This is a genomic window from Streptomyces changchenzhani (assembly GCF_039766235.1).
In the GTDB taxonomy this organism is placed as follows: domain Bacteria; phylum Actinomycetota; class Actinomycetes; order Streptomycetales; family Streptomycetaceae; genus Streptomyces.
The window spans coordinates 1-12671 of record NZ_JBDHNH010000019.1 but is presented as its reverse complement, the minus strand read 5'-3'; the positions used below and the strand labels follow the sequence as shown (position 1 = coordinate 12671).

The window sequence follows — 12671 nt, the reverse complement described above, 5'->3', positions numbered from 1 at the left end:
CACAACTACCGCCAAATCCTTGACATCTCAACATCGTAGGCTCATATCCATCCACTCCCTGCACTCTGGCAACTTCCTGGCAGAAAGGCTTGAGTCGCCGAACCTGCGGGACGACACGCTCAGCGCGATGGCTAAATCTCTGGCAAGTTCTCTGGAATTGCAGAAGAAGTCGACCCAAGTTGAGTCTGCCGAGAATCAGAAATAGGGCAAGCTATTCAACGAAGTGGCGGCGCTCCGTCTGGGCTGACTGGCTGTTGTTCTTTCGAGTGTGACCGGCTGGTTTCCGCAGGTCAGGCATAGGCGCCCGGGTGGTGCGGCAGAACTTTTCCAGCATGTTGCTGCCGAGAGGGAGGATGCTGCCGATGCCGTCGGTGATGGGACTGTTGGAAGCCGAAGAACGCGCCGCCCGGCAGCGGGTGGAGGTGCTGCGTGAGCAGACGGACCGGCTGCTGGCTGAGTTGCACGAGTCCGAGACCGACTGGCAGGAGCTGGTCATCGCCCAGCAGCGGGTCGGCCGGGTCCTGGCCGGGCAGCATCAGGACGACGCTGGCGGGCAGGCGGCGGGAGAGCTGGAAGCTCCGGTGGCGGGCCGCGAGTCGGGCTCTGCAGCCGTCGTTGCCGCGCGCCCCGGATCGATCCTGCCGCCGTGGAGTCCTGGTGCCGATCCTGGAGCGCTCGCGGTGGACTACCAGCGCATCCTTGCCGTTCTGGCCGACGCCCGGCGCCGCAGCGAGGAGCCGATGGCCTGTAGGCAGATCGCCACGGCGATGGGCGTCGAGCTGACGCCGTCGAAGATCGAGGGAGTGGTGCGCTCCCGGGCCCGCCGCCTGGCTGAGCGCGGCTGGCTGACCCAGACCTCGGCGGGGAAGTTCACCCTGGCCGACGGGCCAGCCGGCGCCGCATCAGCATGACCATCGACCAGTAGATCATCGCCTCGGACGAGTCGGGGCGCCGCTCGTAGTCGCGGCCCAGGCGGCGGGTGCGGCACAGCCACGCGTTGGTGCGTTCCACTACCCAGCGGCGCGGCAGGATCTGGAAGCCTTCCGCGTCGTCACTGCGCTTGACGATCTGAAGTGTCAGGCCGAGTACGGCCACGCACCACGACACGAGGAAGCCGGTGTATCCGCCGTCGGCCTGAGGTTCCCCCGAGATGCGGAGGGCGATGACAGCGGGTCAGATGGTTCTCATGAGAGGAACTCTGACCATGGCCGCTCCGAGGAAATATCCGCTGGAGTTGCGTGAGCGTGCGGTGCGGATGTATCGCACCGCCGAGCCGAAGCCCCAGATCAAGCGCCTGGCCATTGAGCTGGGGGTCCACCCGGAGGCACTGCGCGGCTGGATCCGCCAGGCCGAGGCCGACCGCGGCGAGCGCGACGACCGGCTGACCACCGAGGAGAAGGACGAGCTGGGCCAGCTGCGGCGGGAGGTGAAGGAACTGCGCCGGGCGAACGAGATCCTGCGCACGGCCTCGGCTTTTTTCGCCCAGGAACTCGACACGACCCGGCGCAGGTACTGACGTTCCTCAGCGAACGCAGTGACCTCGGTGTCGAGCCCGTACTCCGGGAACTGCACGTCCCCTCGTCCACCTACTACCGCTGGCGCCGGCAGGAGAAGGAGCCGTGTGAACGCCGCCGCCGTGACGCGGAGTTGACGACCAAGATCGAGGAGATCCATGCCGACTCCGGCGGGATCTACGGCTCGCCCCGCGTGCATGCCGTGCTCAAGCGCGAGGGCGTGGCCATCGGCCGCAAGCGGGTCGAGCGATTGATGCGCGAGGCCGATCTGGCGGGCCTCAGCCCACGCCGCACGGGCAAGGGCTTCACCCGCCGCGACCCGACGGCCACGCTCGCCCCGGACCTGGTGCAGCGGGACTTCACCGCTCCCGTGCCGAACCGGCTGTGGGTCACCGACCTCACCATGATCCCCACGGGTGAGGGACCGCTGTGGCTCTCCGCGATCCGCGACGCCTTCTCCCGCCGGGTGGTGGCCTGGGAGACCTCCGCCCGCGCGGACGCCGACCTGGTCCTGTCCTGCCTCGAGTACGCCCTGGCCAGCCGCGAGCCCGTGCCCGGCACCTTGATCCATCACGCCGACCACGGCTGTCAATACACGTCCATCAAGCTCACAACACGGCTGGTACGTGCGGGTATTGAGGGGTCGATGGGGTCCGTGGGCGACAGCTACGACAACGCCCTCGCGGAGAATCTGTGGATGCTGATCAAGACCGAGTGCGTGCGCGGACGCGTCTTCGTCACCCGGGCCGAGGCCAACCTCGCGCTGTTCGAGTACATCGACGGCTTCTACAACAGCCGACGCATCCAGAAACGCCTCGGCTACCTCAGTCCCATCGAGTTCGAGGAGAAGCACTACGCCAACCAGGCGACGACCGAACAAGCGAACCTGAAACCACGTCAACCCATCCTGACCAGCTGATCAGCACCTCCCGCACACCGGGGGAACCTCAGCCCAGATGAGCCGGATGCGGTGGTGGCGTGCGCCGGCACGTTCGATCAGGTGCTGGCCGGCGTCGCGGTCCCCGACATCGGCGCGGGTGACGGTGACGGCCAGCAGCATGCCGATGGTGTCGGTCAGCAGGTGGCGTTTGCGGCCGACCGTCTTCTTGTTGCCGTCGTAGCCGGAGGTGGCCACCGGGATGGTGGGGGTGGAGCGGATGGTCTGCGAATCGATGATGGCGGCGGTCGGCTCGGGGTCGCGGCCGGCGTCCTCGCGTACCTGCGCGCGCAGCCGGTCGTGCAGTTCGATGGTCCATCCGCGGTCCCGCCAGCGGCGGAAGAAGGCGTAGACGCGGTCCCAGGGCGGGAAGTCGAGAGGCATCGCACGCCACTTGATGCCGCCGTCCAGGAGGTAGAAGACGGCGTCGAGCATCTGGCGGTGGCAGTAGGACTCCGGGCGTCCGCGCCGGCTCTCCAGCCAGGCCGGGACCGGCATGGCCGCGCGCACGATCGCCCATTCGGTGTCGGTCGTATCGGATGGATAGCGCGCTGCCCGGTCAGGGTGGTCGCCGGCGTTCCCGAATCGGTGAGCCAGGCAATCGCACCGCGACACGCCGGAGTTGGACGTCGCGGCGGCGGGCGCGACAGACTGGAGCACCAGGGTCTCCTCCTGCTCGTTGGACTTCGACATCCCCGAGCTGTGCAGGAGGCCCTGCTTTCATGCGCGGACCGCTAAATGATCACGCGAAGGTGGATCCGGCTGGCACTCCCGTTCGACCGTCAAGCATCACGGCCGAATGAGCAACAGCCAGTGAGGCCCGGCGCCGCCAACAGAAGAGCCCCTCGCGTCCACAGGTCACCAGGCGCAAGATCACTGTTCACGCGCGGAAGCACGCCAGGAGAACGCAGTTGAGGTGTGCTGCTGGGGGCCGGGCCTTTCCCGTTTCATGAGCACCTGAACGACGCGCCGCGGATCACCATGTATCGGTGGCAGGGACCGGAGGCGTGGGGCGGTTGGTGCTGACCCCGAAAAGATGAACGGACCCACCGCGCAGATGGCTTCCCAACCCTCTGCTCCGAGTCCGCTGAGCTGCTGTTCCGCCTCTTGACTCGTGGTGTCGTCACCGAACAGTGCGACGATCTTGTACTCCCAAGCCATGTCGCCAGTCCCCTTGCCTCACAGTCGCCAAGTGCGGCGACGCAGGTCACGGAGCGGCCGAGCGACGGCTGGTTCGGGATATGACGTCGCGCTGCCTGGGCGCGCCCTGGCCTGTGGATCGGGTGCCCGGGTCTACGGCAGCGTATGGATCGCGTGCTGCTGGTCGCGAAGTCGCGAGCCCAAGCCTGCGCTCACGCGGCTGCGATGTGTCGCGCGAACAGCTCCCGCAGTCGCTCCGAATCCTGGGGAGCATCCAGGCCACGTTTTGGCAGGATCAGCACGCCTGTTCCCCACACGTCCGGCGTGAGGAGCACGAACACCCGCCGGTCCTCGACGCAGCGCCCGTAGAACTTCCAGCCGGTGTCATTCGTATGCCGCTCGGAAATCGTCCGGATTCCGGAGTCGTCGACCGTGACCTGGTGCTCGCCCAGATGCCGGGCGTAGCCGAGCAGAGCCAGAGCCATCAACCAGCGGACCGCGACCAGGGAAAGACAGGCGATCAGAACAAGTCTCCATGCCCCCACGCCCACGGCGTCAACGCCTCTGGTCACCACGTTGGCTGCGGTCACCAGGACGAGGAAGGCGACCAGTCCCCACAGAATGCGATAGCACCAGCGTCCGACCTGGCTGTGTCTCATCTGAATCTTGAGTCCATCGGATATCTCCTGCCATGTCACCACGTACGTCAAGTGCACCGAAGCGTCAACGGTCATGCGCCCTCCCTGGATCTGATGAGCAGGGACTGTAGCGGCAGATGATCAATGGTGGCGGACAGAGAAGCAGAGGCCGGCGCCGCCGGCGAGCAGATGGCTTGCGACGGCTTCGTTCGCAAGGACGTTCAGTCGGCGACCCGTTGTCCTCGGCAGCAACCGGCCGGGGGACGGAACCGATCGGTGGCCGCGCCCGCCGAGTGGATTCAGGCCAGTGAGATCTCGGCCTGCAGCAGTGCGCCCGAACGGGCGGGAGCCGCCGCAGTGACGTTTGGGGCCGCGGGTGCGCTTGGTGGGAGAGGGGACGGTTGGCGTTCCCCGCTGGGTGCTCTTCGGAGGCCCGGCCGCGAACGGGACTTGGGGTTGCGGTGGGATCGAGCGGGGAGGGCAAGCGACTTCTTTCTGCCGGAGAGATGCGGACAGGGGTTGCAGAGTTCATACGAAGAGTCACGGAGCGGAAGCGGTTACCGCTGGACTACTCGGTGGCGAGCCTTCGGGTAGTGGACCGCGTCGTCGATGGGCTTCGTGCTGCTGGACCGGAACAGGGGGCCGTGGCACGCGAACTGTTCTGGCTGGGGGCGTACGTGGGCGAGGTCTTCGTCCGACGAGCCGGTGCGGAGTGGGTGGACTTCGACCCGGGGCATCAGGAGATTTTCGGGCAGTTGGTGGGCGTTCGGATGCCCGACGGGCGGGCGTGGAACCCGATCGGAAAGGTGGCCAACCGTTTCGCTGCCGGGCCGGAGGAGTCCGTGCAGCAGATGTACTTCCTGCTGCACGGCCGCGTGCTGGTGCTGACGAAGGCCGGCCGGTGAGTTGAGCGGAAACTGACACTGCGCGGGAGTGCCGGTGAAGTGCGGGTTCTGCTTGCTGTGACATTTCTGTGTGTCAGGACGCAGGAGGAGGAGGTGGTTAGTTGGGCGATCGAAGAGGCACGTGTGATCAGGGGTGGGGACCAGCGGCGTCCGCAGGCGTGCGACCTGGAGCTCGGGAGGGCCGTATCGCTTGCGCAGCAGGGGGACGAGGGTGCCTTCGAGAAGGCGTACCACCTCGTCCATCCGGGACTCCTCGGATATCTGAGGGGGTTGGTTGGGGCTGCTGCGGAGGACGTCGCCTCGGACGCCTGGCTGGAGATCGCCCGGGATCTGGGGAGATTTCGGGGTGACGGCGTGGGGTTCCGCGGCTGGACGGCGACCATCGCGCGGCACAGGGCGTTGGATCACCTGCGCAGGCAGAAGCGGAGACCTCGCACGTCGCTGATCGAACAGGAAGTGCTGAACCTGCCCGGACGGACTGACACGGCGGATGCCGCGCTGGAGTCGATGTCGACGCGGTGGGCGATGGCTCAGATCGCCAAGCTTCCGTCGGATCAGGCGGAGGCGGTGCTGTTGCGTGCGGTGGTCGGGCTGGACGGGCCCGCCGCGGCCCGCGTACTGGGCAAGCGCCCCGGTGCCGTGCGGACGGCCGCCCACCGGGGGCTGAAACGGCTGGCCGAGCAGTTGACCCCCGCGAACAGGGCGCAGAGCACGGCAGGCGCGGTGCCGGACCCACTGAAGGATGAGACATGAGACGCAAAGGGCGGGCGACGGACACGGCGTTCTTCACGCCTGAGATCGAGAAGTTCGCCGACGCCGTCCGGGGTGGTGCCGAGCCCCAGGGCGCCGAACGGGCGCTCGCGGCCTTCCGTCAGGCACACAGTGCGGCCGAGGCCGTCGGCTCGCAGCGCCCCCGCAAGCGCGATGACTGGCGCCCGGTCCAAGCCCGGTCCTCCGCCCGGATCTCGCTGAAGGCGGCCCTCGGGGCGACTGTCGCCGGTATGACGCTCGGCGGGGTGGCGTGGGCGGCCAGCACTGGGGTCTTCCCGCATCCGTTCTCCCCCTCCGCCCCCCCTGCCCTCAAGCCGGCGCCCTCCTCGGCCGTCGAGGCCCCGCGTACTCCTGCTGGGCCCCCCCTCAGCGGCGCGTCGGAGCCGTCTGCCCGGACTCTTCCGTCACCCAGCGCCTCGGCGTCTGCGGCAGCGCGCGATGCGCTGCCGGCAAAGCACGCGGCACTGTGCCGTGCGTGGGACAAGGGCAACCGCCCGCACCACGGTGCCGCCTTCCGCCGACTGGCAGAGGCCGTGGGCGGAGTGGAAGCTGTGGACGCCTACTGCGCCAAGTCGTCCGGACACGACGCGAGGGTTCACCCGGAACCTGCCAGGCGGGCTGGAACAGCCGCCCCCGGCCGGTCGGAAGCGCCGCCGAAGGCTTCACCTTCGAGAGGCCGGAGCGAGGAGCCCGCTCACGGACGAGAAAAACGTTCCTGAGCAGGCCGAAGGAACCCGCTGGGGACGAACAGCGGGCGTCGCCACCGCTCACACCCATGCGGACAATCCTCGTGCGGTCCGTCGGTCTGCCAGTGCGCAGATGCCGCCGACGCCGCAGACGACGCCCAGTACCGCGGCCAGCCCGAGCAGCGCAGGGATGGTACCGCTCGCGAGGGGGCGGCCCCGGACCGCAGAGGTGGGCACGGTGCCCGAGTCTTCGCTCAAGAAATACCGCGAGTCGTTGGAGTTCCCTCGGTTGTCCCCCAGGAGGAACATCCGGCCGGGAGGCACGGTGACATCGAAGGCCGGGGTGCTGAGCCCGTCTTCCGCCCGCTTCACATACGGCTCTTCGGCGGGTCTGCCGTTGACGGTCAGGGAGCCGTCGGCGAACACGAGGTGATCGCCTCCGAGCCCGATGACGCGCTGGAGGACCGGGAGTCCCTCGTATCTGTTCGACACCTCGTAGAGCACGACATCGCCGCGCCGGACCGCTGCGCCACCGACCATCTCGATCGGAATCCGGTCGCCTTCGCCGAATGTGGGCTCCATGGCTCCACCGACTGTCACCGTGGTGTAAGAGGTCTGGAGGGACACGACTGCTCCCGCAGCCGTAACCAGTCCAAGGATCACCAGGAGAGTTCCCGCGATCAGCGGGCATCTGGTAGTAGGTCCGCGCCTGTTCTGCATCGTCTCTTTCCGTCACTCGTCCACGCGTCGAAGGGCCAGGGCCCCAGAGCGAGGCGGTGAAGTAATGGCTGGTGTCAGCCGATGGCGATGCGCGGATGTGCTCCCGGCTGGATCCAGGCCATGATCCTGTCCATCGAGGCGCGCGGGACCGACACGCACCCAGCCGTTGCCCCGCTGCCGTTGACGTGGAGGAAGATCCCGGCGCCACGGCCGGGCGTGGCCGGCCAGCGGTTGAAGTCGATCACCAGCGCCTTGGCGTACTGGGTCGGGTAGTTGATCAGGTGCTCGCTGCCCCGGTCCCCGGTCTCGACGAGCGGGAAGTCGGCTCCCGCCGCGGTGCGCATGGAGTTGTAGTAGGCCGACTCGGGGTCCTGCACCCACCAGTGCGAGGAGTTGATCCGGGTGTAAGGCATCTTTGTGCCGCCGTACTTCACACCGAATCCCTCCGTGATGGTGTAGGTGCCCGTGGGTGTGGTGGAGGTGTTCTGCCTGCGTGTCGCACCGTCGGTGACGCCGTTCGCCCCGACGCGTCCGTTCGCGGAGATGACCGATTTCCAGCCCGAACCTCCCTTCGCCCAGGCCGTCACCGTGGCGTACGACCCGCTCGCCTTCACTGTGATGACCTGGGTGGAGTTGCCCAAGATGACGGCAACAGGGAACGCGGGAGTCGGTGCCGCCTGCTCGCCGGTGGCGCCTGCGGCCGTCCTCGTGGGCTGTGAGACGGCGGCGGGCGATGACGGAGCGGTCGACGCCTTCCCGGAGCTGGAGCTGGAGCTGGCAGGAGAGGCGGATGCTGACGTGGAGGGCGACGGTGTCGCCGTGGCGGAGGCTTCTGCGGAGGCGCCGGGTGAGGTCGACTTGGCGTCGGTGCCCTTCGCCGCGACCACGGATCCCGGAGCGGCGGCATCGGCCGACTCGGCCTGTTCCTGCTGGCCACATGAGGTGACGAGGAGCATCGCACTCGTTGCGGCGAACGAGACCGAGATTCGACGGCGTGTGCGCTGCACTACGCGTTCCTTCGTGTGGGATGAGGGCGGCGGGGTGTGGCGTGTGGGGCAGGACCGGATATGGCAGGCTCGACTGGCTGCGATCCGAGGTGTGAGGGGCCCCGTGGTGGTTCATCGAGCGAGAGCGGCGCCGATACTCCGGCCGGTACCAGCCGCGAGGGCGGTGGGCCCGTACGAGGCGCCCGCACCGCCGGTCACGGTCATCACCGTGCCGTCGCCGGAGTTCTCGCCCTCGGCGCCGAACGCCGGATCGGCCGTGCCGTCTCCGTTCAGATCGGCCAGGACCACAGCCGACCCGAACCGGTCGCCGGTCTCGGCAGCTCCCGGTACTCCGCCCGAGCCCTGCACGAAGGCGACCGCGCTGGCCGTCGTGAGCCCGCCGGCGGAGCCATTCAGCAGGAATGCGCGCCCCGCCCCGCCCGGCGCGCCGGGTGTCGACCAGCCAGTGGCGCGAGTGGATCCACTGGAGCCTTTCCAGCGTTTTGACATGACCGCCTCGGAATTCGTTTACCGTGTGCTCACGGAAGCCGAGTTCTCCGTATTCAGTGTCGCGGCGACGATCGAGAGGCCCTATTACCGGGCTTACTGACCCGCCGGGCATCGACTTACCGGACTCCGAGACGACGGCCCGCCAGGTTCCTCTGGCGGGCCGTCAGTTGTGCGCCGGTTGCGCAGCCACCTCGCCATCTCAATACGGCCGCGAGTTCATGCCGCCAGGGCAAGATCGCCGATATCCGCAGGTGGAAGCGTCGGCGCCCCGGCTGATCCGGGCAGCGACATGCAACAGCCACTGCACAAGACCCTTGCCTTTGCCCTCGTCATTCGCTCCGAGGAGCCCAAACGGTTCGAACATCCACCGATCGTCGGAGTTTCCCCACACGGACCTGAGCAAAGGACTCGTGATTGGCGAGCACCGACTCCGTATCCCCTTGCGCCTCCAGCACCAGAACATGGTCGCTGAAGGCGGCCCAAGCTGCGAAGCGTCGGCGCAGTTCCTTGAAATCAGTCGGCAGAGGGGTACCCAGGGCCCTTTCGGTGCCAGACCAGTCGAGTTCGCCGGGTTCAGCGCTCCAACCAGTCACCGTCACCAGGCAATCGAACCATTCCATGTGCACCCCTCCACACGACGTACGAACCGACTACGCCTTCGCCATGGTCTGTTTCAAATTGCCCGGACGGCAATTCGAACCCAGGTCGAAATATAGAACCTCCTGGCAACGCCAAGCGGAATGCAATTGTTTGGGATTCGCCCTGGTCACGCCACTCAATCCATCGGGAAGAAGTCCGGCTCCGGGAACAGCCTCGCGATCGAGAACGGCTCGAACTCCGGATCTGTCAATACGCGGCAGATGAACTCGGAAGTGGACATGCGCACCTGTTGCAAGGGATAGGGGTTGCCCCGCGTGACGATGGGCCAGCTCGCCGGATCTTCTTCTGCGGACGCCAGCCAGAAGTAGCTGCACTCCATCTCGCCGAACGCCCAAGGAATGAGACCGCGCCGATCAGGGCGGTACATCTGGTAGGGCTTGAGGACGGGGTCAGGTCCGTCCTCCGGGCTGTCGCCGAGATATGCCTTCCAGATGTGAAGCAGATCGAACTGCCCCGTACTGTCGACAGAAAGAACTCGCATGAATTCCGAGAACTCGCCTCGGCCGAATACCTCCGCGAGTTTCTTGTAATCCTCGGGGAGTGACGTACCCAGCGCTTCCTCAATCCCATCCCAGGGGAGATCCAAATTCAGGGGTTCCCAGCCCGTGACCGCGATAATTCGCTCGACCCACACAGTTTTCACATTCCGATCGGGGATTCAGGCCAAGGGGCGCGCCGGCCTCCGGCGCGCCCCCAAAAGCACTCTAGGGAGTATTGTAGATGGGCGCGGAGTCTCCGGCACCGCTCGAACTCTGCCAGGTTATGTCAAAGCTCTCTGGCATCGGATCGGAGGCACTCGGGTAGTTCACCATGACTTGGTAGTGGACGGTGTGTCCCGCCTTGATCTGGGCGGCTACCGCATCCTCCACCAGGGCTGATGCGTTCTCAGATTTCGAGATCGAGTAGTTGGAGTGCGTGGTCGGGTCGTGACCGGTAGTGGTCGGTCGCGGCGGCGATGTTCGCTCCTCCCTTCTGCCGGATGAGGCCGATGGCGAGGTTGCGGAAGGTGGCCATGGCGCGTGGTGCGGTGCCGGTACGGACGCGGGAGGCGTCCTCGGTAAACGTCACGTCCCTGACGTGGTGCAGGGCCTCGACCTGCCAGTGTCCGCGGACGAGCTCGGCGAGCCTGTCCGGGTCGGCCTGCTCGGGAGCGAGGCTGGTGACGGCGTAGACCGTTGTGATCGTGGTCTTGCCGGTGGTGCGGCTGGTGCGGCGGCGTTTGACCTCGATTCCCTGGACAGCGTGAGGGAAGAACAGTCCGGGCTTCACGGTGCAGACCTTCAGCCGGCGGATCTCGCGGCGTCCGTGCCCGTTCTCGCGGACGCGGTGCTGGAGCGGGATGTCGCGCCAGGGCAGCCGGCGCATCTGGCGCCGGAGGTTCTTCTGGTTGCCCTTCACGATCAGGATGTAGTGGCCGCCTCGCTCTCGGATCTGCTCCGCGTGGCCGGTCTGGGTGTGCATCGCATCGGCGGTGACGATGTAACGGCGCAGGTCGAGCCGTTCCAGCAGCGGGGCGAACGCGGGGATTTCGTTGCGTGTGTCCTGAATACGTAGAGGAGCTGGTTGTAGGAAAGCTGCCTTGAAGTAGTGCTGTACGGGAGATGAAGGTGTTTGGCCCTTCGGAGCCGCCCTGCGGGGGAGGCTTCAAACCGCCTCATGCTGCGCTAGCTAATGACTGTCGTGGTGAGCGATTGAGGAAAAGGCGTCGTAAGAGGCGTCAGGTGGGGATCAGGAAGACGAACGCAAGTGAATCGTTGCTGAAGTGTCGAAAGATTCTTAGACGACATCAGAACCGGGACGTACAACGGGTTCCGGGATGAGCCTGGCGGGTGCCCGCTTATTGGCCAGGCGGTGTCCGGCATGAAGACGACGTGAGCCTGATCTGCCGCTTCCGTACGGAACAGGAGAAGGCGCTCCTCGGCACTGTCTGCCCTGGTAGGGGTGGCGAGAGGGAGTGTCCCAAGCGGCTGAAACCGCGAGGGATCGAGTACCGATACGAGGCGCGCCGGCGGACCGGCTCGTAGTAGTGATGAAGCCTCTGTAATAGAGGTGGAGCGAAGGGGTCGGGCTATTCGTGACGTTGTGTATCTAGACAACCGGACGCTCTCCGGGAGGAACTATATGGACACGTTGAAGTCAACAGGCAAGCCGTTTGAGATCTCGAAGCGGGAAGTCTGGGAGGCATACAAGGGAGTTAAGGCGAACAAGGGTGCGCCCGGTGTGGATGGGCAGTCCCTTGAGGACTTCGACAAGGATCTGAAGAACAATCTGTACAAGATCTGGAATCGTATGTCGTCCGGGACGTATTTCCCGCCGCCGGTACGTGCGGTGGAGATCCCCAAGTCGTCGCCCCGCGGCGGCTCAAGGATCTTGGGCGTGCCCACGGTGGCCGACAGAGTTGCCCAGACCGTAGCCGCCAGGCACCTCATGGACCGGGCCGAGCCCGTCTTTCATGAGGATTCCTACGGCTACCGGCCGGGGCGCTCGGCGCTGGATGCGGTGGAGTCCTGCCGACGACGCTGCTGGAAGAAGGACTGGGTGATCGAGCTTGACATCCAGAAGTTCTTCGACAGCGTCCGATGGGACCTCATCGTCAAGGCAGTGGAAGCGCACACCGATGCCGTCTGGGTGATTTTATATGTGAAGCGATGGCTCCAAGCGCCGCTTCAACTGCCCGACGGGACCTTGCAACAGCGGGACCGTGGAACCCCACAGGGATCAGCGGTCTCGCCCGTGCTCGCGAACCTGTTCATGCACTACGCGTTCGACATGTGGCTGGCCCGGGAGCATCCCACCGTCACGTTCGAACGGTATGCAGACGACGCCGTCGTGCACTGCGTCACTGAGCGTCAGGCCCGCGAAGTGCTGGCCGCGCTCACGGACAGGATGGAGAAGGTCGGGCTGCAACTGCACCCCGACAAGACCAGGATCGTCTACTGCCGGGACGGGCAACGCCAGGGCTCCTATGAGCACATGGAGTTCACCTTCCTCGGGTACACGTTCCGCGCGCGCAAGTCGCAGGACAAGTGGGGCAGGCGTTTCCTGTCCTTCGAGCCTGCAATCAGCAAGGACGCCTTGAAACGGATCAGCGGGGAAGTGCGCAGCTGGCGTCTTCACCGACGGTCCGATCTCTCCTTCGTGGAACTCGCCCGACGGATCAACCCGATCGTGGCGGGTTGGGTCAACTACTACGGCCGCTTCTAC

At 66.2% G+C, this 12671-nt stretch carries 14 protein-coding genes and 1 pseudogene; 6 read left to right on the top strand and 9 right to left on the bottom strand.

Translation table 11 applies throughout. The features are described 5' to 3' along the window. Positions 1 to 362: 362 nt before the first annotated feature. Positions 363 to 911, top strand: a complete 549-nt coding sequence (locus tag ABCR94_RS36515) for a hypothetical protein (protein WP_347119408.1) — start codon at positions 363 to 365, stop codon at positions 909 to 911. On the opposite strand, the gene ABCR94_RS36510 is transcribed toward ABCR94_RS36515, so the two are convergent. Further along, on the bottom strand, positions 871 to 1095 hold the full coding sequence (locus ABCR94_RS36510) for a transposase (protein ID WP_521978638.1): 225 nt from the start codon (positions 1093 to 1095) through the stop codon (positions 871 to 873). The two genes, ABCR94_RS36515 and ABCR94_RS36510, sit on opposite strands and share 41 nt — an antisense overlap. A gap of 91 nt (positions 1096 to 1186) precedes the next feature. On the opposite strand from ABCR94_RS36510, the gene ABCR94_RS36505 reads away from it, so the two are divergent. Together ABCR94_RS36505 and ABCR94_RS36500 are read left to right on the top strand one after the other, a co-directional pair. Then, entirely contained in the window at positions 1187 to 1516 is a 330-nt protein-coding gene (locus tag ABCR94_RS36505; RefSeq protein ID WP_347116874.1) for a transposase, read from the top strand. Next, positions 1513 to 2433, top strand: a complete 921-nt coding sequence (locus ABCR94_RS36500) for an IS3 family transposase (RefSeq protein ID WP_347119122.1) — start codon at positions 1513 to 1515, stop codon at positions 2431 to 2433. Before ABCR94_RS36505 ends, ABCR94_RS36500 begins: the two co-directional genes overlap by 4 nt. On the opposite strand, the gene ABCR94_RS36495 is transcribed toward ABCR94_RS36500, so the two are convergent. Further along, the gene (locus ABCR94_RS36495; RefSeq protein WP_347125566.1) at positions 2434 to 3144 is read right to left on the bottom strand and encodes an IS5 family transposase; all 711 of its coding nucleotides are present in this window, start codon (positions 3142 to 3144) and stop codon (positions 2434 to 2436) included. It abuts the gene before it with no gap. 659 nt (positions 3145 to 3803) lie between these two features. Further along, on the bottom strand, positions 3804 to 4325 hold the full coding sequence (locus tag ABCR94_RS36490) for a YcxB family protein (protein WP_347122218.1): 522 nt from the start codon (positions 4323 to 4325) through the stop codon (positions 3804 to 3806). Between the two features lie 548 nt (positions 4326 to 4873). Between ABCR94_RS36490 and ABCR94_RS36485 the strand changes: the two genes are divergently transcribed. Next, the gene (locus tag ABCR94_RS36485) at positions 4874 to 5134 is read left to right on the top strand and encodes a hypothetical protein (protein ID WP_347125564.1); all 261 of its coding nucleotides are present in this window, start codon (positions 4874 to 4876) and stop codon (positions 5132 to 5134) included. 123 nt (positions 5135 to 5257) lie between these two features. Then, positions 5258 to 5887, top strand: coding sequence for an RNA polymerase sigma factor (locus ABCR94_RS36480; RefSeq protein ID WP_347125562.1), 630 nt, complete (start codon positions 5258 to 5260; stop codon positions 5885 to 5887). A 785-nt stretch (positions 5888 to 6672) separates the two neighbouring features. Here ABCR94_RS36480 and lepB read toward each other — a convergent pair. The 6 genes and pseudogenes from lepB to ABCR94_RS36450 form a co-directional block, all read right to left on the bottom strand. Beyond that, positions 6673 to 7311 (bottom strand): signal peptidase I, encoded by a 639-nt coding sequence (gene lepB / locus ABCR94_RS36475; protein WP_347125561.1) that lies wholly within the window; start codon positions 7309 to 7311, stop codon positions 6673 to 6675. Positions 7312 to 7385: 74 nt separating this feature from the next. Continuing rightward, positions 7386 to 8318, bottom strand: a complete 933-nt coding sequence (locus ABCR94_RS36470) for a L,D-transpeptidase family protein (RefSeq protein WP_347125559.1) — start codon at positions 8316 to 8318, stop codon at positions 7386 to 7388. Positions 8319 to 8429: 111 nt separating this feature from the next. After that, positions 8430 to 8807 (bottom strand): FG-GAP repeat protein, encoded by a 378-nt coding sequence (locus tag ABCR94_RS36465; protein ID WP_347125558.1) that lies wholly within the window; start codon positions 8805 to 8807, stop codon positions 8430 to 8432. A gap of 329 nt (positions 8808 to 9136) precedes the next feature. Next, the gene (locus ABCR94_RS36460) at positions 9137 to 9427 is read right to left on the bottom strand and encodes a hypothetical protein (RefSeq protein ID WP_347125556.1); all 291 of its coding nucleotides are present in this window, start codon (positions 9425 to 9427) and stop codon (positions 9137 to 9139) included. A gap of 155 nt (positions 9428 to 9582) precedes the next feature. After that, on the bottom strand, positions 9583 to 10101 hold the full coding sequence (locus tag ABCR94_RS36455; RefSeq protein WP_347125554.1) for a hypothetical protein: 519 nt from the start codon (positions 10099 to 10101) through the stop codon (positions 9583 to 9585). Positions 10102 to 10352: 251 nt separating this feature from the next. Next, positions 10353 to 11069, bottom strand: a pseudogene (locus ABCR94_RS36450) (ISAs1 family transposase); the annotation flags it as partial. Between the two features lie 519 nt (positions 11070 to 11588). On the opposite strand from ABCR94_RS36450, the gene ltrA reads away from it, so the two are divergent. Beyond that, on the top strand, positions 11589 to 12671 hold a 1083-nt coding region (ltrA, locus tag ABCR94_RS36445; protein WP_347125552.1), incomplete at its 3' end, for a group II intron reverse transcriptase/maturase.